The organism is Conyzicola nivalis, assembly GCF_014639655.1.
GTDB lineage: Bacteria > Actinomycetota > Actinomycetes > Actinomycetales > Microbacteriaceae > Conyzicola > Conyzicola nivalis.
In genome coordinates, this window is sequence record NZ_BMGB01000001.1 from 615459 (window position 1) to 638343 (window position 22885).

Consider the following 22885-nt stretch of genomic DNA (forward strand, 5'->3'; position numbering starts at 1 on the left):
ATTGGGGGCGTCTTAAGATTACCTCTATGACAGATTTCGAGCAGACAATCCCGACAGGCTCCCACCCGGAGCTCGCCGCCCTGAGGGAGTCCGTGCAGCTCGGGCTGCCCGCGGCGATCGCCGACCTCTCCCGGCTCGTGCGCATCCCCTCCGTCTCCTGGGACGGCTTCGACCCCGCCCACGTGGCCGCGAGCGCAAACGCCGTGAAGGGTCTCCTCGACGACCTCGGCGTCTTCGACTCGGTCGAGATCGCCCGCGCCCCGATCGGCTCGACCGAGACGCTCGGCCAGCCCGCCGTGCTCGCTACCCGCGCGGCCCGCAACGGCCGCCCGACCATCCTGCTCTACGCCCACCACGACGTGCAGCCGCAGGGCAACGAAGACGACTGGGACTCGGCGCCGTTCGAACCCACCGTGCGCGGCGACCGCCTCTACGGCCGAGGCGCCTCCGACGACAAGGCCGGGGTGATGTCGCACATCGCGGCCATCCGCGCCTTCGCCGCAACGGTCGGCTCCGACTTCGATCTCGGCCTCGCCGTCTTCATCGAGGGGGAGGAGGAGTTCGGCTCGCGTTCGTTCTCGAACTTCCTCGCCGAGAACGAGACCGCCCTGCGCGCCGACGTCATCATCGTCGCCGACTCCGACAACTGGAACGTCACCACCCCGTCGCTCACCGTCGCCCTGCGCGGCAACGTCGCCTTCAAGCTGAAGGTCTCCACCCTCGCGCACGCCTCGCACTCGGGCATGTACGGGGGAGCGGTTCCGGATGCCATGCTCGCGACGATCAGATTGCTCGCGACCCTGCACGACGAGACCGGATCCGTCGCGGTCGCCGGTCTCACGACGCACGAGGCCGACACGCCCGATTACCCCGAGCAGCAGTTGCGCGACGAGACGGGCCTGCTCGACGGTGTCTCACCGATCGGCACCGGACCCGTTCTCAGTCGCCTCTGGTGGCAACCGGCCATCACGATCACCGGTATCGACGCGCCGACCGTCGTCAACGCGTCCAACACGCTCATCCCCTCGGTCACGGTGAAGCTGAGCGCCCGTATCGCCCCCGGCCAGACGGCGAGCGACGCGTACGCGGCCATCGAGGCGCACCTGACCGCCAACGCCCCCTTCGGCGCGCATCTGGAGATCACCGACGTCGACCCGGGCAACCCGTTCCTCGTCGACACGTCCGGCTGGGCCGCCGTCGAAGCCAAGGCGGCCATGCACGAGGCGTGGGGTACCGCGCCGGTCGAGACCGGCATCGGCGGCTCGATCCCGTTCATCGCCGACCTCGTCGACGTCTTCGGCGACGCCCAGATCCTCGTCACCGGCGTCGAAGACCCCGACACGCGCGCGCACAGCCCGAACGAGTCGCAGCACCTGGGAGTCTTCCAGCGCGCCATCCTCACCGAGGCCGTTTTGTTCGCAAAACTCAACGACCGCGCGTAGAATCGCGAACATGACTGACACCACCCTGACCACTGCTGCGCCAGTAGCCGCGCACGGCGTCGGACTTTCGGATGCGGCAGCGCAGAAAGTCCGCAGCCTCATGACCCAGGAGGGTCGCGACGACCTTCGCCTGCGTGTCGCCGTCCAGCCGGGCGGCTGCTCGGGCCTCATCTACCAGCTGTACTTCGACGAACGCTTCCTCGACGGCGACGCCTCGGTCGACTTCGGCGAGGGCGTAGAGGTCGTCGTCGACAAGATGAGCGTGCCCTACCTCGACGGCGCGTCGATCGATTTCGAAGACACGATTCAGAAGCAGGGCTTCACCATCGACAACCCCAATGCCGCGGGAAGCTGCGCATGTGGAGACTCGTTCCACTAAAAAAGGGTCGAGACACGACGCACAAGGGGCACTGACCGGAAGGTCGGTGCCCCTTCGGCGTTATAGACTCGAATAGTTCCAGTCCGTGTCATCCGAGAGGTTCCAGGTGCGCTCCAAACGCCTAAGTCGATGGGCCATAATCCCCATTGCGTTAGCAGTCTCGGTGGTTCTCGCCGGGTGCACGCAGGCCCAGTTGCAGGGTTACCTGCCTGGTGATCCCGATACCACCAACCACACGAGCCGCATCATGGGCCTGTGGGTCACCTCCTGGATCGTGCTCCTCGCGGTCGGTGTCACGACCTGGGCTCTCGTCATCTGGGCCGCGGTCGTCTTCCGCCGCCGCCGTGGCCAGACCGGTCTCCCCGTGCAGCTGCGTTACAACCTCCCGGTCGAGATCTTCTACACGATCGTGCCGCTCATCCTCGTGCTGGGCTTCTTCGCCTTCACCGCGCGTGACCAAGCCGAGATCGAGGCAGACCCGGGCAACCCCGACGTCAAGGTCGAGGTCTTCGGCAAGCGTTGGGCGTGGGACTTCAACTACCTCAACGAGAACGTCTACAGCGCCGGCGTTCAGGCCACCGAGCTCGAGACCACCGACGGTGTCGACAACGACGCCCTCCCCGTTCTCTACCTGCCGGTAGACAAGAAGGTCGAGATCGACATCGAGTCCCGCGATGTCATCCACTCGTTCTGGGTCATCGACTTCTTGTACAAGAAAGACATGATCCCCGGCAAGACGAACCACATGTACTTCACGCCGACCAAGATCGGCACCTACCAGGGCAAATGCGCCGAGCTGTGTGGCGAATACCACTCGCTCATGCTGTTCCAGGTGAAGGTCGTCTCTCAGGACGACTACGACGCCTACATCGATGCTCAGCGTGCCGCCGGCTTCGAGGGTCGCCTCGGCGCCGAATACAACACGAACACCAACCTGCCGGGCACCGGCGCGGTTGACCACAGCGAAGAAGGCTAAGTCGCGATGAGCACAGCAACAGCAACGAGGCCAGGCCTCAGCACTCCAGCGGTAGTGCGTCGGGGCAACGTCCTGGTCAGTTGGATCACCTCCACCGACCACAAGACGATCGGGTACATGTACCTGATCAGCTCCTTCGTCTACTTCTGCATCGGCGGGGTGATGGCGCTCATCATCCGCGCCCAGCTCTTCGCTCCGGGTCTGAACATCGTCGACTCCAAAGAGCAGTACAACCAGCTCTTCACGATGCACGGCACGATCATGCTCCTCATGTTCGCGACGCCGCTGTTCGCGGGGTTCGCCAACGTGCTGATGCCCCTCCAGATCGGTGCACCGGATGTCGCGTTCCCGCGACTCAACGCGTTCGCCTACTGGCTCTACAGCTTCGGCAGCCTGATGGCCGTCGCTGGCTTCCTCACCCCGCAGGGTGCCGCGTCGTTCGGCTGGTTCGCCTACGCCCCGCTCTCGAGCACGACGTTCTCGCCCGGAGTGGGCGGCAACCTCTGGGTCTTCGGCCTCGCGATGAGCGGTTTCGGAACGATTCTCGGTGCCGTCAACTTCATCACGACCATCATCACGATGCGCGCCCCCGGCATGACGATGTTCCGCATGTCGATCTTCACGTGGAACGTCATGGTCACCTCGATCCTCGTTCTGATGGCCTTCCCGGTTCTCGCCGCGGCCCTGTTCGGACTCGGCGCAGACCGCGTGTTCAACGCCCACGTCTACGACCCCGCCAACGGCGGTGTCATCCTTTGGCAGCACCTCTTCTGGTTCTTCGGCCACCCCGAGGTGTACATCATCGCGCTACCGTTCTTCGGAATCATCTCCGAGGTGCTGCCGGTGTTCAGCCGCAAGCCGATCTTCGGCTACAAGACGCTCATCTACGCGACCATCGCGATCGCCGCGCTTTCCGTGACCGTGTGGGCTCACCACATGTACGTGACCGGATCCGTGCTGCTTCCGTTCTTCTCGCTTATGACGATGCTCATCGCGGTCCCGACCGGTGTGAAGATCTTCAACTGGATCGGCACCATGTGGCGCGGCTCCGTGACGTTCGAGACACCCATGCTGTGGGCCATCGGCTTCCTCATCACGTTCACCTTCGGCGGACTGACCGGCATCATCCTGGCCTCGCCGCCGCTCGACTTCCACGTCTCCGACTCGTACTTCGTCGTCGCCCACTTCCACTACGTGGTGTTCGGCACCGTGGTGTTCGCGATGTTCTCGGGCTTCTACTTCTGGTGGCCCAAGTGGACCGGCACGATGCTCAACGAGCGCCTCGGCAAGATCCACTTCTGGCTGCTGTTCATCGGCTTCCACACCACGTTCCTCATCCAGCACTGGATCGGTGTCGTCGGTATGCCGCGTCGTTACGCGACGTACCTCCCCGAAGACGGCGTGACGTGGATGAATCAGGTTTCCACGGTCGGAGCGGCGATCCTCGCCACCTCGATGCTGCCGTTCTTCTACAACGTGTACCTCACGGCGCGTACCGCGCCCAAGGTCACCGTGAACGATCCGTGGGGCTTCTCCCGCTCGCTCGAGTGGGCCACCTCGTGCCCGCCTCCCCGCCACAACTTCACCTCGATCCCGCGCATTCGTTCCGAGGCTCCCGCGTTCGACCTGAACCACCCCGAGGCAGAAGTGCCGATCGGTATCGGTCCGGGTAAGGACGCGCCCGACGCCCCCGTGTACGACATGTCAGACGAGAAGGTCAAGTAAGCATGAAGGCCAATATCAACCTCTTCTGGGTGCTGTTCGCGTTCTGCGTGGTCGCCGACATCGCCTACATCATCTGGTCGCTGGCCGACCCGATCCACGGCGGCCGGATCGAATGGGTGGGAACCCTCGGAATCGGTCTCGCCGGCGTGCTGTCGGGCTTCATCGCTTTCTACGTCGGTGCGGTCCACCGCTCGCAGGGCGGGGTTCTCCCCGAAGACCGTCTCGACGCGAACATCGACGACGGCGACGCCGAGCAGGGCTTCTTCAGCCCGTGGAGCTGGTGGCCGGTAATGCTCGCGGCCGCGCTCTCGCTCATGTTCCTCGGGCTCGCAGTCGGTGTCTGGATCTCGATCATCGGCGCCGCGATCGTCGCCATCAGCATCGTTGGGTGGGTTTATGAGTACTACCGAGGCAACTTCGCCCACTAGCCAGGTGCTGATCCGTCCGGCGCGTGCGAGCGACGCCGACGTGGTCTTCACCCTGCTCAACGAGCTCGCGGTCAGCTATCTGCCCGACCGCGATGCCTTCGATCTCACGTTCGACTCCTTCGCAGCGGGGGAGTCGAACGCCCTCCTCCTGGTGGCCGAGGTCGACGGCGTGGTGCACGGCTACGCCCTGACCACCATCTCCCGACTGCTGTACACCAACGGTAGCTCGGCCCAGTTGCAGGAGCTCGTCGTCGAATCGTCCGCCCAGGGTGCCGGCCTCGGCTCGCTGCTGGTCGAGGCGACCGAGCGCGAGTGCAGGGAGCGCGGCGTGCGCCAGCTCACCGTCGCGAGCCGTCGGGCCTCGGGCTTCTACGAACGCCTGGGCTACGGCTCTACGGCCGACTACCTCAAGCGCTCCTTCGACTAGAGCCTGCTTTCGACTAGAGGCTGGTGTAGACCGACACGTCGACCGCGACGGTCACGGTCGTCGACGATGCGTCGTCGGGCCGCGGATGCGCCCCGTGGTGTCCGCTCGGACCCATCGCCGCGAGGTCGGCGACCTCCGCCTCGTCGAGCCGTACGTCGTAGGCCGTCGACAGCCTGTCCCGCAGCGCGAACCGAGCCCCGAGGGTCTCGTCGAGGTGCCCGAGCTTGTGCGGCTGGATGCCGATGAGCTGCCCGCGCTGGCGGAGCTGCTCGAGGTGGCTCGGCGCCGGGGTCACGACCACGAGGGTCCCGTCCGGGCGCAGCATTCGCGCGAACTCGTCGGCGTTGCGCGGGGCGAAGACGCACAACACGACGTCGGCGCGGGCGGAACGCACCGGCAGCGGCCGCCAGACGTCCGCGACCACCCCGGGAGCCCCTGTGGCCCGCACGGCTAGCGTGACGGCGTCGAGTGACACGTCGAGCTCGAGCAGGCGCGTGAGCGGTCTGCGGGCCCTGAGAGCGGCCGCGTAGTAGCCGGAGCCGCATCCGGAATCTACGACGTCGAGGGCGGCCTGTGTCGGCAGCGCCGCGTCGAGCAGGTCGACTATGGGGGAGTAGTGGCCGAGGGCGAGGAATCGCTCCCGAGCCTCGAGGATCTCACGCGTGTCGCCGAGGATGCCGCGCGAGCGGTCGACGAGGTTGAGGTAGCCACGCTTGTTCGCGTCGAAGGTGTGACCGGAGGAACACAAAAGCGACCAGGAGGCGGACCCTGCGCTGTCGAGATCTCTCTCGCAGCGCGGGCACCGCAACCAGGTCGCCAGTGTCTGAGCGTCCGAACCGATTAGTGGTCGTCTCCGTGGTGAGCGCCCTCGATCTCGCCCTTCGAGACCGGAAGGATGCGGTCTTCGAAGAACCAGCGCGAGAAGCCGGCGCGGAGGCGCTGGGTGACCGTGATGCGGCCGTCGCTGTTCGGGCGGATCATGAGCGGCTCGTAGTCGGTGTAGCTGGTCAGTCTCCAGCGCTCGGCATCGCTGAGCGGCTGGTGGACCTCGATGTACTCGCCGCCGGGGAGGCGCACGATGCGGCCCGACTCGAAGCCGTGGAGCGCGATCTCGCGGTCCTTCTTCTGCAGGCCGAAGCAGATGCGCTTGGTGACGATGTACGCGATGATCGGGCCGAGGAAGAACAGCGCCTGCAGGGCATGGATGACGCCCTCGATGCTGAGCTTGAAGTGCGTGGCGATGAGGTCGGAGCTCGCCGCCGCCCACAGCACCGCGTAGAACGTCACGCCGGCCGCGCCGATCGCCGTGCGCACCGGGGTGTTGCGCGGGCGGTCGAGGATGTGGTGCTCGCGCTTGTCGCCGGTGATCCACGCCTCGATGAAGGGGTAGAAGGCGACGAGGCCGAGGAACACGGGCAGGATGATGAGCGGAAGCAGCACGTTCATCGAGAGCGTATAGCCCCAGACCACGAACTCGAGTCCCGGCGGTACGAGACGCAGGGCGCCGTCGGCGAAGCCGATGTACCAGTCGGGCTGGGTTCCCGCGGACACCGGCGAGGGGTCGTAGGGGCCGTAGTTCCAGATCGGGTTGATCGTGAAGGTCGCGGCGATCAGCATGATCACGCCGAAGACGATGAAGAAGAAGCCACCGGCCTTCGCGGCGAACACCGGCATGACCGGAACGCCGACGACGTTGTTGTTGGTCTTGCCCGGGCCGGCGAACTGGGTGTGCTTGTTGATCACGAGCAGCAGGAGGTGCACGCCGAGTGCGGCGACCAGGATGGCCGGCAGCAGCAGGATGTGCAGCGTGTAGAAGCGGCTCACGACGTCGGTTCCGGGGAACTCGCCGCCGAAGAGCAGGTAGGAGATCCAGACGCCGATGATCGGGACGGCCTTGACCATTCCGTCGATGATGCGCAGGCCGTTACCGGAGAGCAGGTCGTCGGGGAGCGAGTAGCCGGTGAAGCCCTCTGCCATCGCGAGGATGAAGAGGACGAAGCCGATGATCCAGTTGATCTCGCGCGGCTTGCGGAAGGCACCCGTGAAGTAGATGCGCAGCATGTGCAGACCGATGGATGCCACGAAGAGCAGCGCAGCCCAGTGGTGTACCTGGCGCATGAGCAGTCCGCCGCGGATGTCGAACGAGATGTCGAGGCTCGACGCGTACGCGGCCGACATCTCGATGCCCTTGAGCGGCACGAACGAGCCGTCGTAATGCACCTCGACCATGCTGGGCTGGAAGAAGAAGGTGAGGAACGTGCCCGAGAGCAGGATCGCCACGAAGCTGTAGAGGGCGACCTCGCCGAGCATGAACGACCAGTGGTCGGGGAAGATCTTGCGACCGACCTCCTTCACCAGGCCCGAGATGCTCGTGCGCTCGTCGATGTAGTTCGCTGCCGCGCCGGTGAAGCGCGCGCCGCGGGTGGGCGACGCGAACGGGCCGTAGGCGGTCGAGGTCGAGCCCGCGGTGGTGGCGGGTTTTGCGGTGACGGGGGTTTCCGTTGCTGTGCTCACAGCTCACGCTCCCAGAAGCTCGGGCCGACGGGTTCTAGGAAGTCGCTTTGGGCCACCAGGTATCCCTCGTCGTCGATGGCGATAGGTAGTTGGGGTAGGGGCCGGCTTGCCGGTCCGAAGATCACCTTCGCCTGGTCCGAAACATCGAACTGCGACTGGTGACACGGGCAGAGAAGGTTGTGGGTCTGCTGTTCGTACAGCGCGACCGGGCAACCGACGTGGGTGCAGATCTTCGAGTAGGCGACGATTCCCTGGTACGACCAGCTGGCCTTCTCTTCGGTCTCGATGAGGTCTTCGGGACGCAGGCGCATAAGCAGCACCGCGGCCTTGGCCTTCTCTTCGAGCTTGTGTTCTTCGTCGTTGAGACCCTCGGGGATCACGTGGAAAGCCGATCCGTACGTGACATCCGAAGCTTTGATGGGGGTACCGGAGGGGTCGCGCGTAAGGCGGGTTCCCTCTTTCCACATGGTGTGACGCAGCAGTTCGCCGGGCTCTTCGGCCGGGGCGAGGTCGCGGAACAGCACGACAGCCGGGATTGGCGTGACGGCGAGGGCCGCGATCAGGCTGTTACGGATGAGCGTGCGGCGGCCGAAGCCCGACTCCTTGTTACCCAGGGTGAAGACCTCGACGGCCTTCGCGCGGGTGGTATCGCTGCCGCGGGTACCGTGACGCTCCTCGGTGATCTCCGCGTCGGACATGAGCGCCTTGGCCCAGTGCACGGCGCCGACTCCGATGCCGAGCAGGCCGAGGCTGATCGCCACACCGAGGCTCAGGTTGCTGATGCGCACCGAGTCGAGGTTGCTCGGGTCGATCGGGAACAGGAAGTAGAACACGACCGCGAGAACGCTGCCGATGAGCGACAGGAAGAAGAGGGCGGAGACGCGGCGGGCGGCCTCCTTGTCTTTCTTCGGGTCGAGGTCGGTGACGCGAAGGCGGTGCGGCTGGTGTCCGGGGTTCGGGATGCCGTCTGACACGACGACTGCGGTACCCGAGGAGACCGTACGAGGCACGGACGTCTCGACAGCGGTGCCGGCCTCTGTGCTGCCGGACTGGCCTGTGCTGCCGGACTGGCCACCGTTATGGTCTGCCATGGTGTTCCCTTCAACTGTGCGCGGTGCGCGAAGTGCGATGTAGTTGTGAAGCTGTCGGCCGACCGGGGTCGGCCTCGGCGGTTAGTTGGACTTGGCGGTGAGCCAGACGGTGATCGCTACGATCGCGCCGAGGCCGAAGATCCAGATAAACAGACCCTCGGAGACCGGACCGAGGTTGCCCAGGTCGAAGCCGCCGGGAGACGGGTTCTCGTCGAGGAACTGCAGGTAGGTGATGATGTCTGCTTTGTCTTCGAGCGTGAGGTTGTTGTTGTTGAACACCGGCATGTTCTGCGGGCCGGTGACCATGGCCTCGTAGACGTGGGTCGAGGTGACACCCGAGAGCGACGGGGCGAACTTGCCCTGGGTGAGCGCTCCACCGGCGCCGGCGACGTTGTGGCACATGGCGCAGTTGATGCGGAACAGTTCGCCACCGAGGGCGGCGTCGCCTTCTCCGGCGATCGTCTCTTCATCGGGGAGGCCCGGGCCGGGCGACTGTGCGCCGACGTAGGTGTAGAGGGCCTCGATCTGGTCCTCGGTGAACTGCACGGGTTTCTCTTCGGCCTGCGGGCCGCTGGCCGCGAGCGGCATGCGGCCGGTGGAGACCTGGAAGTGAACGGATGCTTCGCCGACACCGATGAGCGTCGGGCCGACGTCGGTGCCCTCGAGTGCGAGCCCGTGGCAGGAGGCGCAGTTCGCCGCGAACAGCTTGCCGCCCTCTTCGACGAGCTGCTGCTGCGAGGCCGAGGTGTCAGCCGTGGCGCTCGTGGTGGCGAGCGCGTAGACGCCGCCGGTGCTGAGGAGGCCGATCACGATGAGGGCGACGGACGCGAGGGGGTGCCTGCGGCCAACTTTTCGCTGGTCGGTTGTGGTGCGTGAAGACTTCTTCGCCATGGTGCTTACGGGTTCCGATTCTTACTTGAGGATGTAAATGATGAGGAAGAGGCCGACCCAGACGACATCGACGAAGTGCCAGTAGTAGGACACGACGATCGCGCTGGTCGCCTCCTTGTGGCCGAAGTTCTTGACCGCGTAGCCGCGGCCGATGATAAGCAGGAAGGCCATGAGCCCGCCGATCACGTGCAGGCCGTGGAAGCCCGTCGTGAGGTAGAAGGCCGATCCGTAGGAATCGGAGGAGAGGCTGAGGCCCTCGCTGACGAGTACCGCGTACTCGTAGATCTGGCCGACGACGAAGATCGCGCCCATGGCGTAGGTGAGGAAGAACCACTCGACCATGCCCCACTGGGTGGGCTTCCATCCGGTGCGTCGCGGCTGCAAGCGCTCGGCGGCGAAGACACCGAACTGGCAGGTGAGCGACGAGAGCACGAGGATGATCGTGTTCGCGAGCGAGAACGGCACCGTCAGCAGGCTCGACTGGGATTCCCACAGCTCGGGGCTGGTCGAACGCAGCGTGAAGTAGATCGCGAAGAGGCCGGCGAAGAACATGACTTCGCTTCCGAGCCACACGATGGTGCCAACCGCTACCGAGTTGGGGCGGTTAACCACAGGGGCGCCGACAGATGGGCTGATGGAGGTCGTAGTCACCTCTCCATTATGTCCGATAACCGAGGCTCCGTTTCCCTTTCGGGCGGTCTGTCGCGAGCCGGCGCGGACGAATGCGGTCATTAGAATTCGTTCTATGTCGTCCCCACTGACCTGGCCCCGCATTCTCGGAACCCTCGTGAACGGGGAGAACCTCTCCATTTTCGAGTCGACCTGGGCGATGAAGCAGGTCATGGCCGGTGAAGCGACCTCGGCGCAGCTGGCAGGACTGCTCGTCGCCCTGCGGATCAAAGGCGAAACCGTCGACGAAATCGTCGGCTTCCGCGATGCGGTGCTCGAGAACGCACTTCCCCTCGACGTCGACCCGATGGTGCTCGACATCGTCGGCACGGGGGGAGACCCGTACGGCGCCGTGCTGAACATCTCCTCGGTCGCCTCGGTCATCGCCGCCGCCGCAGGGGTGCCCGTCATCAAGCACGGCAACCGCGGCGCCAGCAGCGCCTCCGGTGCATCCGATGTTCTTTCCGAGCTGGGTCTCAACCTCACCATCCCGCCGGAGCGCGTGGCCGAGGTGCAGCGCGAGACCGGCATCACGTTCGCCTATGCGGCGATGTTCCACCCCGGGTTCCGCCACGCGGGACCGACCCGCAGCGAGCTCGGCATCTCCACCCTGTTCAACGTGCTCGGCCCGCTCTGCAATCCCGCGCGTCCCGAGGCGTCGGCGGTCGGCGTGGCAAGCCTCGAGCGCGTGCCGCTCGTGGTCGGCGTCTTCCAGACGCGGGGTGCGACGGCGCTCGTCTACCGCGGGGACGACGGCATCGACAAGCTCACGACGACCGGTCACAGCCACATCTGGGAGGTCTCCCTCGGCTCGGTGACCGAGCACGACCTCGACCCGCTCGACCTCGGCATCCCGCGCGCGCCGATCGAGGCGCTGTTGGGTGCATCGCCGGCCCACAACGCGGGAGTCATCCGCTCCGTGCTCGCCGGCGACACCGGCCCCGTGCGCGACGTCGTGCTGCTCAACGCCGCCGCGGGCCTTGTCTCGTTCGCCCTGGCGGAAGACCCCGACCAGTCGCGCGTCCCGATCCTCGACCGGCTGGCACAGAAGATGGAAATCGCCGCGCGGGTCGTCGATTCGGGCGCGGCAGCGGCGAAGCTCGACGAGTGGGTCGCGGCGACGAACCGCTAGATCGACCGGCTACAGCGCGTCGACGTAGTACCAGCGGCGCCGTTCGCGCACGAAGCGGCTGTTCTCGTGCTGCTCGCCCGCGCGGCCGCCGAGCCGGTACTTCGCGATGAACTCGACGGTGCCGACGTCGTCGAGCATGCCGCCGCGCGACGTGCGCACGATGTCGAGCAGGAACCAGCGCTGGTCGGCGTCCAGTTCGAGGGTCGAGGGCCGGGTGGTCGGATGCCACGTGGCGAGCAGATAGCGCACGTTGCCGGTGACGTAGGCCGAGTAGCGCGACCGCATCAACCGTTCGGCCGACGGGGCGAGGGCCTCTCCCCGGTGGAACGGGGCGCAGCAGGCGCCGTAGGTCGCACCGCTCAGGCAGGGGCAGCGCGCCGAGTCGTCGGGCTTCGGCCACGGCGCTGAATCGGTCATGCGCCCATTATCGGCCGATTCTTCCGCCGCGTCGGGGTAATGATTGTTGCGTTTATACCGTCTCGGGGGACTTGGCTGGGCGGCACGGCGGTGGAAAAATAGCAGCGTGGAGAGAGTCTGCGTTGCCATCGACGGCACCGCCTCGGGCGAGGCGGCGATCGACTGGGTCGTCGAGCGCAGCGCACACACCGACCTCGAGATATCGGTCACGGCCGTATACGACCCGCTGCCCTCCGAATCGGTGCTCGCGGGAGGCGACTACCGCGCTCTGTTCTCCACCCTCCTCGGCGAGGCGGTGCGCAGAATCGAGGAAGCGGCGCCCGGCGCCCGGGTCGAGGGCACCCTGCGCACCGGCCAGCCGCGGGCCCAGCTCGTTGCGGCGTCGAGCGAGGCCGACCTGCTCGTGATCGGGACCGGCCGTTCGGGGGCCGGGTCGTACGCGACGCTGCCCATCCGGATCGCCTCGACCGCCCGGTGTCCCGTCGTGGTGGTTCCGGCTCCGCGTCCGGCACCCGACAGCGGAGTCGTCGTGGGTCTGGAGAGCACGGCGCAGCAGCCGCTCGTCGTCGACTTCGCCGCGAGCGAGGCGCAGAAGTCGGGCCAGCCGCTCACCGTCGCGCACTGCTGGAGCGTTCCGAAGCTGATCGCCGTGGCGATGTTCGCCCATCCGGGCGTCTGGTCGAGGATGCAGGACCTGCACGCGAGAGCCCTGGCCGAGACGCTCGCGCACGTGCGAGCCGGGTGGCCGGGCCTCGAGCTGCACCAGCGGTTTCGGGAAGGGCCGTCGGCGGTCATCCTCGCCGAGGAGGCCGCGGGCGCATCGCTGCTCGTGGTCGGACGGCACGACCGAGCGACGGTCGGGGATACTCTGCTCGGCAGCACGAGCCACGAGCTGCTGCTCGGCATGACCTGCCCGATCGCGGTGGTACCCGAGTAGTCGGTCGCTAGACGGCTCGTGTCGCGAGCTTGCCGGTGAGTGTCGCCTCGTCGGGCACGAACCAGATGTGCTCGCCGCGATTCGACTCCCAGACGAAGTCGCGGAAGGCGGCGCTGCGCGACTCGAACGCGCCGATGTCGCCGATGACCGCGACGGTGACGCGGTAGTTGACCGCCTTCTGCGCGAACTGGCCGGCGAACTGCGAGCTCAGGTCGAAGAAGGCCGGGTCGATGCGCTCGACCGGGATCGCCACGACGCCGACGTGCTCGAACCAGGCGTTGCCGATCAGGTCGGAGGTCTCCTCGGCGGTGGAGAGGGCGGGACCGTCGGTCTCGAGGAAGAGGATGCGGGTGCCGCCGACGCCTTCGATGCGCATGCTCACACGGTAGTGCTCGAGGGCGGCCGGGCGCACCGGTATCCGGGGCCTGTTTCGTGTCGGTGGCTATCGCTAACATCGCCCGCATGGGACGCATACTCTTCGACACCGCGACCACGATCAACGGGTGGATCGCCGACAGCAACAACTCACTCGCCTGGCTTTTCGCCGTCGACGGGGGTGAACACCCCGACAAGGGGCTGTTCCCCGCCGGCGTCGGGGCACAGGTCGAGGGTTCGACGACCTACGAGTGGGTTCTGGCCGAGTCCGACATTCTCGCCCACCCCGAGAAGTGGGCCGAGTTTCACGGCGACCGTCCGACCTTCGTGTTCACGACCCGCGACCTGCCGGTGCCCGAGGGCGCCGACATCCGGTTCGTGCGCGGTTCGGTGGCCGAGCACCTGCCCGCCATCCGTGAGGCAGCGGGCGACGGCGACATCTGGGTGGTCGGCGGCGGCGATCTCGCCGGGCAGTTTCTCGACGCCGGAGCGCTCGACACGATCGCCCTGTCGGTCGCGCCGGTCGCGCTCGAGGGTGGGGCGCCGCTGTTCCCTCGCCGCATCGAGTCCGACCGGCTACGGCTCGTCTCGGCCGAGGCGCACGGCCAGTTCGCGCGGCTGATCTACGACGTGGTGCCGCAGGCCTAGGGAGGAGTGGCGGCGCGTCAGGCGGGCTGCGCGACCCCCGCGGTGTGCCGGTCGCCCGGACGGGCGAGCACGGTAGCGACGGTGTCGCCCGCCGCCGCGACGGCGTCGGCGAGAATCTCCGACGCGAGCGAGGGGTCTGCGATGTGGGTGACGAGCAGCGTGGTGGCCCCGACCGCCATGGCGAGCGCACCCGCGCCGGCGCCGGTGAGGTGGCCGTGTCCCTCGAGCTCCTGCTCGGTGGCCCGCAGGTAGGTCGCCTCGCAGACGAACACGTCGGCGCGGTCGGCGGCGGCGCGCACGCCCGCGCAGTCGGCTGTGTCGCTCGAGAACGCGACGACGGCACCCGACGCGTGGTGCTCGAAGCGCAGGGCGGCGCTCGGCACCGCGTGCTTCGCGGCGTGGGCGGTGAGCACGAGACCGTCGAGGATCTCGATCGGCGTCGGGGTCACGAGGTCGAGGCCGCGCACGTCGAAGGCCTGCGCGAGAGGCTGCTGCAGGGTCGGCACGGTGGGGATGCCGATGAGGTCGTCGAAGGATGCCACGTAGTCGAGGCTCTCGGCCGGGAGGTAGAGCGGGATGCGTTCGGCGCGGGGGGTCGGGAACTGCACCCGGAAGGCGAACGCGCCGAGGTCGAGCGCGTGGTCGGCATGCCGGTGCGTGACGACGATCGCACGGACGTCGTCGAGCAGTCCGCGGCGGGCGAGCTCCATCACTACGCCGGGGCCACAGTCGACGAGCACGGAGCCGCTCTCGGTGGTGAGCAGGTAGCCGCTGGCGGCCGAGGTCAGCACCGGCGCGGTGGCGGCGACGCCGATGATGTCGAGGGTGAGGGTCATGCGTGGGACTCCTGGTGGATCGAGGGCGAGAGTGTTGGCTGGTGGGGCGCCGGGGTGGGGGCGGTGCGGCCCCGGTCACGGTGCACGGTGGTCCCCGTCATCCGGAGTTCGAATCGCAACCGCGTGCCCGGCAGCCACGGCGTCTCGGCGGCGACCGTGATTTCGGGCCAGCGCGGGTCGGCGACGCCATCGGTCAGCAGGCGCACGCGCAGGGCCCAGTGGCCGCCGTGCGGTTCGGCGTCGACGACGACGCAGTCGCGGACGCCAGGATCGAGCGCGCCGAGCAGATCGTCCGCGGCAGCCTTGTAGACCGAGGCGCCGTTGTCGGGGCGGATCACGACGAAGGCCGAGGCACCCGCGACGGCGTCGGACGGCGAGAAGACGTCGCGCGGCACCTTCCAGTCGTCGGCGATGTGCACGCGGCGTTCGGTGACGCGGGCCGGCAGTACGGCGGCGCCGGCGACGAACTCGGCGACGAACGGCTCGGCGGGGTGGTTCCAGATGCGTTCGACGGTGTCGGCCTGCACGACGCGCCCGGCGCGCATCACGGCGACACGGTCGGCGAGGGCGAGGGCCTCGGACTGGTCGTGCGTGACGATGATCGTGGTGCAGTCGGCCGCCGCGAGCAGCGCGCGCAGGTCGCGCCGCATGCCGTCGCGCAGCTGCGGGTCGAGCGCCGACAGCGGCTCGTCGAGCAGCAGTACGGTCGGGCGGATCGCGAGCGCGCGGGCGAGCGCCACGCGCTGGCGCTGTCCACCGGAGAGTTCGGCGGGCATGCGGGCGGCGAATTCGGTCATGCGGGTCAGCTCGAGTGCCTCGTCGATGCGTGCTCCGCGTTCGGCGCGCGGGACCCGTTGGGCCGCGAGCCCGTAGGCGACGTTCTCACGCACGCTCAGGTGCGGGAACAGCGCGTACGACTGCGGCACGTAGCCGATGCCGCGGCGCTCGGCGCGCAGGCGGGTCGCGTCGTCGCCGCCGAGCCAGACGGTCCCGGTCGACGGAGTCAGCAGGCCGGCGATGAGGCGCAGCAGAGTGGACTTGCCACAACCGCTTGGCCCCACGAGCGCGAGCACCTCGCCGTCGCCGACCGAGAGCGTGACGTCGTCGACGGCGACCGTGCTGCCGTAGGCGTGGCCGACGCCCTCGAGGTGCACGGCGCTGCGGATGGAGGGGGTGGTGATCACGAGGCGTCCTTCCGGGACAGCGAACGACGGGCGAGCAGGGCGGCGGCGATCGCGGCGGGAATCAGCGCGACGCCGAACAGCACCGACCCGGCCGCCCCGAGTTCGAGGCGCTGGGTGGTGAAGGCCGAGTAGAGGGCGAACGGCGCCGTCTGATGCGCCGGAGGCACAACGAAGAAGCTGAGGTTGAACTCGCCGATGGAGAGAGCGGCCGCCATGAGCAGGGCCGCCGCGAGCGGCAGCCGGATGCCGGGCAGGGTGATGGTGAGGAGTCTCCGAAGCGGTCCTGCGCCGAGCGTCGACGCGACCCGTTCCGCCTCGATCAGCTTCGGGTCGGCCAGGGCCGGCACGAGACCGGCGACGAGGAACGGCACCGTCACGAGAAGCTGACCGGCGACGAGCAGTGCGCCGCTGGAGCGCAGCGCGGGGTCGGAGGCCGCGAGGGCGAGGCCAAGTGCGACCCCGGGCACGGCGAGCGGAAGCATCGTGATCTGGCGGATGACCGCTGTTCCCGGCACGATCCGGCGGGCGATCGCGTGGCAGAGCGGCAACACCACGAGCACCGCGCCGACCAGCACGCAGGCGGTGACGGCGAGAGTGGGACCGACCTTCGGCTGCAGGAGCTGCCACGCCAGCACGTACCAGTCGCCCGTGATCCCGCCGACGAACGGGCCGCGCGACGCGTCGGGCGAGAGGGAGACGGCGATCGTGCCGAGGATGGGGACGAGCACGAAGACGAGCACGACACCGAGGGCGAGCGGGCCCACGCGTTCGCGGTAGCCGGGCCGGCGGGTCATCGTGCGACCTGCGCGACGGGAGCGAGCACGAGCGGGAGATCGGCACCGGTTCGCGGCGACCGGCGCTCGAGCAGGCGAGCGACGGCGGTGCAGAGCACGAGCGAGAGCACGGCGAGGAGCGCGAGCACGACGGAGAGGGCGGCGGCGCTGCCCTGGTCGCCGCGGGTGTAGAGGGCGTCGGCGACGTCGAGCGGCAGCACCCGGATGCCCTCGGACAGCGTCGCGGCCGTTCCGTAGGCGCCGAGGCAGGTCGCCATGCAGACGCCGGCGGAAGCGAGCAGGGGAGCGCGAAGCAGCGGCACGGTGACGGTCGCGGCGACACGCAGCGGATAGGCGCCGAGCGAGGCGGCCACGACGGGGAGGTCGGGGTTGAGGGTGGAGGCCGCGCCGCGCAGTGTGCCGATCACGCGCGGGATGCAGAAGTAGACGTACGCGGCGGCGAGACCGCCTGCCGTGTACGCCCAGCGGGCGCCCGGCTCGCCGGTCGTGGTCTCGAGCAGCTGCGAGGCGAGGCCGTTACGGCCGAGAAGAACGATCACGAAGAAGCCGATGACGATTCCGGGGAAGGCGAGGGGGAAGACCAGGATCGCGTCGACCACGGCGGAGAGGCGGGGCCCGGAGCGGGCCAGTGTGAGCGCGGCGGGCGTGCAGACGACGAGGGTGATCGCGGTCACGGCGGCGGAGAGCACGATGGTGGTGACGAGCGACTGTCGCAGGCCGGCGTCGACGAAGACGGCCTGGTAGTTGGCGAGCGTGAATCCGGGCGCGGTCACACCGAAGGTGGTCTGTCTGAAGGAGTCGACGACCAGCTGGGCGAGGGGGCGCAGCAGGAACCAGGCGAGGAAAGCGAGCCCGGGCAGGGCGACCAGAAGGCCGCCCCACCCGGTCCGTCGTGCGAGTGCAGACACGGGTCAGCGGACCTGCGCCTGGTACGCCGTCACGAAGTCGGCCTGGGCGGCGGCGAGTGCCGCATAGTCGACGACCTCCGCGCGCTCGAAGTCGTCGGCGTCGGCGACCTTGGCCGCGACGTCGTCGGGAACCTCGCCCGAGATGGGGCGCACGTAGCCGCCGGCGAGCGTGGCCTGGCCCTCGTCGGAGAGCAGGTAGTCGAGCCACTTCTTGCCGAGCTCGGGGTGCGGCGCGTTCTTGACGAGGCCCGCGATGTAGGGAACCTGGATCGAGCCCTCTTCGGGGATCGTCACTGTGAGCGGCGCGTCCTCGTTGTACTGGGCGGCGTAGCCGTTGAAGTCGGCGTCGATGAGGATGGGGATCTCGCCCTGCACGACCTTCGCCGTGGCGGTCTGGGCCGGGGTCACGGCGCCGTTCGCCTTGAGCTTCGTGAGGTAGTCGAGCCCGGGGCCGAAGTCGTCGATGGTCCCGCCGAGCGCGAGGTTGACAGCGGCGGCGACCGAGTAGCCGACGGCTGCCTGCGAGGGGTCGAGGTATCCGACCATGCCGGCGTACTTCGGGTCGAGCAGGTCGGCCCAGCTCGTCGGGCAGTCGAGGTCGCCGATCGCCTCGGTGTTGCAGATGAAGGCGATGGCGCCGGTGTGCACGGCGAACCACTTGCCGTCCGGGTCCTTCAGGCCGTCGGGGATATCCTCGAAGCCCTCGGGCTTGTAGGCCTCGGTGACGTCTGCGGTAACCGCGCTCGGTCCGAAGGCGATGCCGAGGTAGACGGCGTCGGCCTGGGGCGCGCTCGCCTCGGCGACGAGGGCGGCGAGGGCCTGCCCGGAGTTCTTGGTGTCGCTGGGGGCCTCGACGGAGTTCTCTGCGCCGAACTGTTCGAGAAGGGCGCCGAAGTTGGCGAAGGACTCGGGGGAGTTGTACGTGATCAGGGTGCCTCCGCTGACATCCGACGACCCTCCCGAGGCGGACGAGCCGTCGACGTCTGTGGACGCGCAGCCGGCGAGGGCGAGCAGGACAGCGCCGGATGCCACGGCTGCTGTGGCTCGGGAACGGGTGAAGATCATGGTGAACCTTTCATCGGGGTGGGGTAGCTATAACGTTATAGTCGGTGATGGCGGGGCAATTCGCCTTCCGGTAAATGGAAGATGAACAGCACCCGTCGGATTACCCGGGCGGCCCGCAATCCGCCCGAACCACCCGCCGACGACGCTAGGAATATGCGATGACCGCCGATCAGTCACACCGCCGACGCGTCTCGCTCGCCGACGTCGCGCGCGAGGCGGGAGTGTCGACCTCGGCGGCGAGCTTCGCCCTGAACGGACGCACCGGGGTGAGCGAGCCGGTGCGCGAGCGGGTCAAAGCCGCCGCCGAGGCGCTGGGGTACGTGCCGTGGAATTCGGCCGTCGCCCTACGCACCGGGCGGTCGGGGGCGGTCGCGCTGCTCATCCGCAACCTGCGCAATCCCTTCTTCCTCGACGTGATCAACGGCTTCGACGCGACCTGCGCTACCGCGGGGCTCGCGGTCATCATCGGGTCGGCCGACTACTCCTCCGATCGCGAGCGGGAGCTGGTCTCGACCTTCATCGCCCGGGAGGCCGACGGGCTGGCGCTCGCGCCGATCGGCGGCGGCGACGCGGCAGCGCGCTGGCAGAAATCGACGGGAAAACCGCTCGTGCTCATCAACGCCGCCAACCACTCGCCGCAGCTCGACGTGAGCAGGGCGCACGTCGACAGCGAGTCTGCCGTGCGCCAGGCGGTGGACCATCTGCGCGAGCTCGGCCACCGCCGAATCGCGATCGTCGCGGCGCCGCACGACCGCAGCGCCGACGACGAGCGGGTCGACACGTTCCGGGCGGAGATGACGCGCCACCGGCTCGAGGGTCGGGTCGTCGAGACCGCGATGCAGCACGACCGGGCCGCGGAGGTCGTGGGCGCCGTGATGCGCGAAGACCCCGCGACCCGTCCGACGGCCTACATCACGAACAGCGACTACATCGCGTCGGCGCTCTACTTCGCCGCGGCCGGCGCGGGGGTGCGCGTCGGCGAGGACATCAGCATCGTCGGCCACGACGACCTCTCGACCAGCCGGCTGCTGGCGCCGGCCCTCTCCACGGTGGCGGTAGACCGCTTCGAGATCGGCGTCGCCGCCGCCACCCTGCTGATCCAGGAGCTCGACGGCGGCGAGCGCGACACGGTCGTCATCCCCGCGACCCTCGTGCCGCGCGGGTCGTCGGCTACGGCGGTGAATTAACCGGCTGCCGGCTGCGATCCGACGGCGGTTGTATACCGGTTGGCCATCGCGGCCACGTCGTCGACGTAGCTCTCGAGGTGGTTGTACGAGAACACCGCCGCCCGCCAGTTCTGCGGGCTGCTGAGATCGCCCGTCGCACACAGGTAGCGGGCCGTGGCGAGTGCGGCGTCGTCGATCTGGTTCGGATCGGTCATTCCGTCGCCGTTGCCGTCGGCTGCCCAGTCGGCCCAGGTCGACGGTATGAACTGCATCGGGCCCACCGCCCGGTCCCAGACCGCGTCGCCGTCCCAGACACCGTCTTCGGTGTCGGCGATGGCGGCGAAACCGTGCCCGTCGAGGGCCGGGCCGCGGATCGGGGGCGACGGGTATCCCTGGCCGTCGAGGCGGCTGCCGTCGATGGTGGCGTGCACCGACTCGATCGCGCCGATCGCCGCGATCGTGTTCCAGCCGAGACCGCAGCCGGGCTGCTCCGCGCCGACGGTGAGGTCGGCCGAGGCATAGGCGATTATCGCCCTGGCCGGAATCCCCGTGGCGGCGCCCGTTTCCGCGGCCCACAGCGGGTCGACCCGATCGGTCGGAGCGACGAGCGCCGCGGCATTCGGAGCCACAGGGGCGGCGGCGGCCATCGGCGCCGCAACGGAAGCCGCAATGCGAGCCTCGGGTGCTTCGATCGAGGTGAGCCGCGTCAGCATCACCGCCGCCCCCACGATCACGACGATGCCCCCGTACACGATGACGCGCAGGAAAGCGCTCACGGTGTGATCGCCGCCGCGGCCGGGGAGGGCTGGGTGCGTTGCATTTCGGGTTCTTTCGTCCAGGGCCGGGCAGACGGCGACGAGGCGGCGGCGGCGCTGACATTGTCGTACATCAACGTGGCCGGGAGGTGTCGGGTTCCCGGCTGCCCGCTAACCTATGAGAGCAATCCCCACGTTGCGCGGCATCCCCGGCACTATTCCTCCACAGACTAGAGACGCTTTGGCTTTCAGAACCCCCGTCGCGATGATGAGGCACGTGCCCCTTCCCGACTGGGCGTGGGCGATCATCTCCGGCGTCGCATCCATCGCCTACTTCCTCATCACCATCGAGACGGGCACCAGCTTCTTCGAGGCGAACGGCGGCCCATCCGTCAGCGCCCTGAGCGTGTGGGGGAGCGTCGCGCTCTTCGCGGTGCAGGCCGTTCCGATGATCTGGCGCACACGGGCGCCCGTTCTCTGTTTTGTACTCGTCTACCTGTGCTTCCTCGCGGCGGTCTACATCTCGATCGACCGCAACCTCACGATCACGATCACGTTCCTGTTCGCGATCTTCAACCTCGCCGCACTCACCCCGTGGCGCACCTGGGGTGCAGTCTTGGGCGCGGCGTTCGCCGTCGACCTCGCCGTCCACCTCGTCCTCGCCGCGATGAGCATCGGGGCACTGCCTCCCGTGGCGGTCCTGGCGACGCTCATCCGCATCGTGCCCTCGTATGTCACCCCGATCCTGGCCGGCCTGCTCTACGGTTCGCAGCGCCGCCGAGCCGAGCTCGCCGCCGAGGCCGCCAACGCGCAGCGCCAGGCCCGCGACGGCCAACTCGCCGCCGCCGTCGCCGAAGAGCGCAATCGCATGGCGCGCGAGCTGCACGACGTGGCGGCACACCATCTCTCGGGCATCCTGCTGCAGACGAAGGCGGCGATCCGGGTGCAGACCTCCAACCCGTCGACCACCGCCGAGCTGCTCGAATCGATCAACAGCGAGGGCGAGCTGACGCTGCAGAACCTGCGCGAGGTCGTCGGCGTGCTGCGCGAAGACGACGAGACCGGCGCGGTGTCCGAACCCACCCTCAGCCGGCTTCCCGACCTCATCGAGTCGGTCCGCACATTGCACCCCGCGATCGATCTCACCGTCGAGGGAGACATCGACGACCTGTCGCCCGCCACCTCGTTGGCCTGCTACCGGATCATCCAGGAGTCCCTGACCAACGTGCGCAAGCACGCGCCGGGCGCGTACGTGGCCATCCACGTCGATCGCTCCGCCCGCGAGGTGGTGCTCACCGTCTCGAACTCGGCGCCGCCGACCGACGACGCGACCGCCCCCTCGACGCGCGCCGGCCACGGCGTGGTCGGTATGCGGGAGCGCGCCACGATGCTCGGAGGTCGCCTGGACAGTGGCCGCACGCCCGATGGCGGCTGGCAGACCCGTGCCGTCATCCCGATAGAACGGCGGCCCGTCTCATGATCCGAGTCCTCATCGTGGACGACCAGCTTGTGGTGCGCCGCGGGCTACGGGTGCTGCTCGACGACTTCCCCGACATCGAGGTGGTGGCGGAGGCGGCGTCGGGTCCCGAGGCAGTCGCTCGGGTCACCGAGGTCACACCCGATGTCGTGATCATGGACATCCGCATGCCCGACGGCGACGGCATTGCGGCCACGCGCGCCATCGCGACGAGCGACGACCCGGTCCCCGTGATCGTGATCACCACGTTCGACGTCGACGAGTACGTGTTCGGTGCCATCGAGGCGGGCGCGGTGGGCTTTCTGCTGAAGAACACCGAACCCGACGACCTGGCCGACGCGGTGCGCGCCGCCGCCCGCGGCGACGGACTCGTCTCGCCGGCCGTCACACGCCGCGTGCTCGCCGAGTTCGCACAGCGACGCCGGTCGCCCGTCGCCTCCGACGCCGTCACCGCGGTTCTCACCGCCCGCGAACTCGACATCGTGCGCGCCCTGAGCCAAGGCCTTTCCAACGCGCAGATCGGCGGACTGCTGCACCTCGAGCCCGGAACCGTGAAGACGCACCTCTCGCGCATCATGGGCAAACTCGACATGCAGAGCCGGGTGCAGCTGGTGATCTGGTCGTTCCGCAACGGAATCGCCTCGTAGCG

25 protein-coding genes are annotated in these 22885 nt (G+C 68.3%); 12 read left to right on the forward strand and 13 right to left on the reverse strand.

Going from position 1 to position 22885, the window contains the following annotated elements:
• Nucleotides 1-26: 26 nt before the first annotated feature.
• From IEV96_RS02990 to IEV96_RS03015, 6 genes are all read left to right on the forward strand, one after another.
• Nucleotides 27-1442: a dipeptidase gene (locus tag IEV96_RS02990; protein ID WP_188509218.1), complete on the forward strand. Its 1416-nt coding sequence runs from the start codon at nucleotides 27-29 to the stop codon at nucleotides 1440-1442.
• Between the two features lie 10 nt (nucleotides 1443-1452).
• Nucleotides 1453-1821: a HesB/IscA family protein gene (locus IEV96_RS02995; RefSeq protein WP_188509219.1), complete on the forward strand. Its 369-nt coding sequence runs from the start codon at nucleotides 1453-1455 to the stop codon at nucleotides 1819-1821.
• Between the two features lie 106 nt (nucleotides 1822-1927).
• Nucleotides 1928-2797 carry an aa3-type cytochrome oxidase subunit II gene (ctaC, locus tag IEV96_RS03000; RefSeq protein ID WP_373282434.1) on the forward strand — a complete coding sequence of 290 codons (870 nt, stop codon included), beginning with the start codon at nucleotides 1928-1930 and terminating at the stop codon, nucleotides 2795-2797.
• Between the two features lie 6 nt (nucleotides 2798-2803).
• Nucleotides 2804-4522, forward strand: a complete 1719-nt coding sequence (gene ctaD / locus IEV96_RS03005; protein WP_188509221.1) for an aa3-type cytochrome oxidase subunit I — start codon at nucleotides 2804-2806, stop codon at nucleotides 4520-4522.
• A gap of 2 nt (nucleotides 4523-4524) precedes the next feature.
• On the forward strand, nucleotides 4525-4950 hold the full coding sequence (locus IEV96_RS03010; protein ID WP_188509222.1) for a cytochrome c oxidase subunit 4: 426 nt from the start codon (nucleotides 4525-4527) through the stop codon (nucleotides 4948-4950).
• Entirely contained in the window at nucleotides 4919-5377 is a 459-nt protein-coding gene (locus IEV96_RS03015) for a GNAT family N-acetyltransferase (protein WP_188509223.1), read from the forward strand. The genes IEV96_RS03010 and IEV96_RS03015 overlap by 32 nt, the downstream gene beginning before the upstream one ends.
• 13 nt (nucleotides 5378-5390) lie before the next feature.
• Here the strand turns inward: IEV96_RS03015 and IEV96_RS03020 are convergent, their stop codons facing one another.
• The 5 genes from IEV96_RS03020 to ctaE form a co-directional block, all read right to left on the reverse strand.
• Complete coding sequence (locus IEV96_RS03020; protein ID WP_188509224.1) at nucleotides 5391-6125, reverse strand: methyltransferase domain-containing protein; 735 nt, start codon at nucleotides 6123-6125, stop codon at nucleotides 5391-5393.
• 92 nt (nucleotides 6126-6217) lie between these two features.
• Nucleotides 6218-7891 carry a cytochrome bc1 complex cytochrome b subunit gene (qcrB, locus tag IEV96_RS03025; RefSeq protein ID WP_188509225.1) on the reverse strand — a complete coding sequence of 558 codons (1674 nt, stop codon included), beginning with the start codon at nucleotides 7889-7891 and terminating at the stop codon, nucleotides 6218-6220.
• Nucleotides 7888-8982 carry a cytochrome bc1 complex Rieske iron-sulfur subunit gene (gene qcrA, locus IEV96_RS03030; protein WP_188509226.1) on the reverse strand — a complete coding sequence of 365 codons (1095 nt, stop codon included), beginning with the start codon at nucleotides 8980-8982 and terminating at the stop codon, nucleotides 7888-7890. Before qcrA ends, qcrB begins: the two co-directional genes overlap by 4 nt.
• A gap of 81 nt (nucleotides 8983-9063) precedes the next feature.
• Nucleotides 9064-9873: a cytochrome bc1 complex diheme cytochrome c subunit gene (gene qcrC, locus IEV96_RS03035; RefSeq protein ID WP_188509227.1), complete on the reverse strand. Its 810-nt coding sequence runs from the start codon at nucleotides 9871-9873 to the stop codon at nucleotides 9064-9066.
• 21 nt (nucleotides 9874-9894) lie between these two features.
• Nucleotides 9895-10524, reverse strand: a complete 630-nt coding sequence (gene ctaE / locus IEV96_RS03040) for an aa3-type cytochrome oxidase subunit III (RefSeq protein WP_229732994.1) — start codon at nucleotides 10522-10524, stop codon at nucleotides 9895-9897.
• A gap of 94 nt (nucleotides 10525-10618) precedes the next feature.
• Between ctaE and trpD the strand changes: the two genes are divergently transcribed.
• Nucleotides 10619-11674 carry an anthranilate phosphoribosyltransferase gene (trpD, locus tag IEV96_RS03045; RefSeq protein ID WP_188509229.1) on the forward strand — a complete coding sequence of 352 codons (1056 nt, stop codon included), beginning with the start codon at nucleotides 10619-10621 and terminating at the stop codon, nucleotides 11672-11674.
• 9 nt (nucleotides 11675-11683) lie between these two features.
• On the opposite strand, the gene IEV96_RS03050 is transcribed toward trpD, so the two are convergent.
• A complete protein-coding gene (locus IEV96_RS03050) occupies nucleotides 11684-12091 on the reverse strand; it encodes a YchJ family protein (protein WP_188509230.1) in 408 nt (135 codons plus the stop codon).
• Between the two features lie 106 nt (nucleotides 12092-12197).
• Between IEV96_RS03050 and IEV96_RS03055 the strand changes: the two genes are divergently transcribed.
• Complete coding sequence (locus IEV96_RS03055; protein WP_188509231.1) at nucleotides 12198-13028, forward strand: universal stress protein; 831 nt, start codon at nucleotides 12198-12200, stop codon at nucleotides 13026-13028.
• Between the two features lie 7 nt (nucleotides 13029-13035).
• On the opposite strand, the gene IEV96_RS03060 is transcribed toward IEV96_RS03055, so the two are convergent.
• On the reverse strand, nucleotides 13036-13404 hold the full coding sequence (locus IEV96_RS03060) for a DUF4180 domain-containing protein (RefSeq protein ID WP_188509232.1): 369 nt from the start codon (nucleotides 13402-13404) through the stop codon (nucleotides 13036-13038).
• Nucleotides 13405-13490: 86 nt separating this feature from the next.
• Here IEV96_RS03060 and IEV96_RS03065 point away from each other — a divergent pair, with 86 nt between their 5' ends.
• Nucleotides 13491-14051, forward strand: a complete 561-nt coding sequence (locus tag IEV96_RS03065; RefSeq protein WP_188509233.1) for a dihydrofolate reductase family protein — start codon at nucleotides 13491-13493, stop codon at nucleotides 14049-14051.
• 17 nt (nucleotides 14052-14068) lie between these two features.
• Here the strand turns inward: IEV96_RS03065 and IEV96_RS03070 are convergent, their stop codons facing one another.
• The 5 genes from IEV96_RS03070 to IEV96_RS03090 are packed head-to-tail and all read right to left on the reverse strand — an operon-like array spanning nucleotide 14069 to nucleotide 18838.
• Nucleotides 14069-14887, reverse strand: coding sequence for an MBL fold metallo-hydrolase (locus IEV96_RS03070; protein WP_188509234.1), 819 nt, complete (start codon nucleotides 14885-14887; stop codon nucleotides 14069-14071).
• Nucleotides 14884-16071 carry an ABC transporter ATP-binding protein gene (locus tag IEV96_RS03075; RefSeq protein ID WP_188509235.1) on the reverse strand — a complete coding sequence of 396 codons (1188 nt, stop codon included), beginning with the start codon at nucleotides 16069-16071 and terminating at the stop codon, nucleotides 14884-14886. Before IEV96_RS03075 ends, IEV96_RS03070 begins: the two co-directional genes overlap by 4 nt.
• Nucleotides 16068-16865: an ABC transporter permease gene (locus IEV96_RS03080; RefSeq protein WP_188509236.1), complete on the reverse strand. Its 798-nt coding sequence runs from the start codon at nucleotides 16863-16865 to the stop codon at nucleotides 16068-16070. Before IEV96_RS03080 ends, IEV96_RS03075 begins: the two co-directional genes overlap by 4 nt.
• Nucleotides 16862-17773: an ABC transporter permease gene (locus tag IEV96_RS03085; RefSeq protein ID WP_188509237.1), complete on the reverse strand. Its 912-nt coding sequence runs from the start codon at nucleotides 17771-17773 to the stop codon at nucleotides 16862-16864. Before IEV96_RS03085 ends, IEV96_RS03080 begins: the two co-directional genes overlap by 4 nt.
• Before the next feature lie 3 nt (nucleotides 17774-17776).
• Complete coding sequence (locus IEV96_RS03090; RefSeq protein WP_188509238.1) at nucleotides 17777-18838, reverse strand: extracellular solute-binding protein; 1062 nt, start codon at nucleotides 18836-18838, stop codon at nucleotides 17777-17779.
• A 158-nt stretch (nucleotides 18839-18996) separates the two neighbouring features.
• On the opposite strand from IEV96_RS03090, the gene IEV96_RS03095 reads away from it, so the two are divergent.
• Nucleotides 18997-20025, forward strand: a complete 1029-nt coding sequence (locus tag IEV96_RS03095) for a LacI family DNA-binding transcriptional regulator (RefSeq protein WP_188509239.1) — start codon at nucleotides 18997-18999, stop codon at nucleotides 20023-20025.
• Here the strand turns inward: IEV96_RS03095 and IEV96_RS03100 are convergent.
• Entirely contained in the window at nucleotides 20022-20780 is a 759-nt protein-coding gene (locus tag IEV96_RS03100; RefSeq protein ID WP_229732996.1) for a lytic transglycosylase domain-containing protein, read from the reverse strand. The genes IEV96_RS03095 and IEV96_RS03100 overlap by 4 nt on opposite strands.
• 220 nt (nucleotides 20781-21000) lie before the next feature.
• On the opposite strand from IEV96_RS03100, the gene IEV96_RS03105 reads away from it, so the two are divergent.
• Both IEV96_RS03105 and IEV96_RS03110 read left to right on the forward strand, forming a co-directional pair.
• Nucleotides 21001-22239: a sensor histidine kinase gene (locus IEV96_RS03105; RefSeq protein ID WP_188509240.1), complete on the forward strand. Its 1239-nt coding sequence runs from the start codon at nucleotides 21001-21003 to the stop codon at nucleotides 22237-22239.
• A 14-nt stretch (nucleotides 22240-22253) separates the two neighbouring features.
• Nucleotides 22254-22883 carry a response regulator gene (locus IEV96_RS03110; protein ID WP_308419461.1) on the forward strand — a complete coding sequence of 210 codons (630 nt, stop codon included), beginning with the start codon at nucleotides 22254-22256 and terminating at the stop codon, nucleotides 22881-22883.
• The last annotated feature ends 2 nt before the right edge of the window (nucleotides 22884-22885 follow it).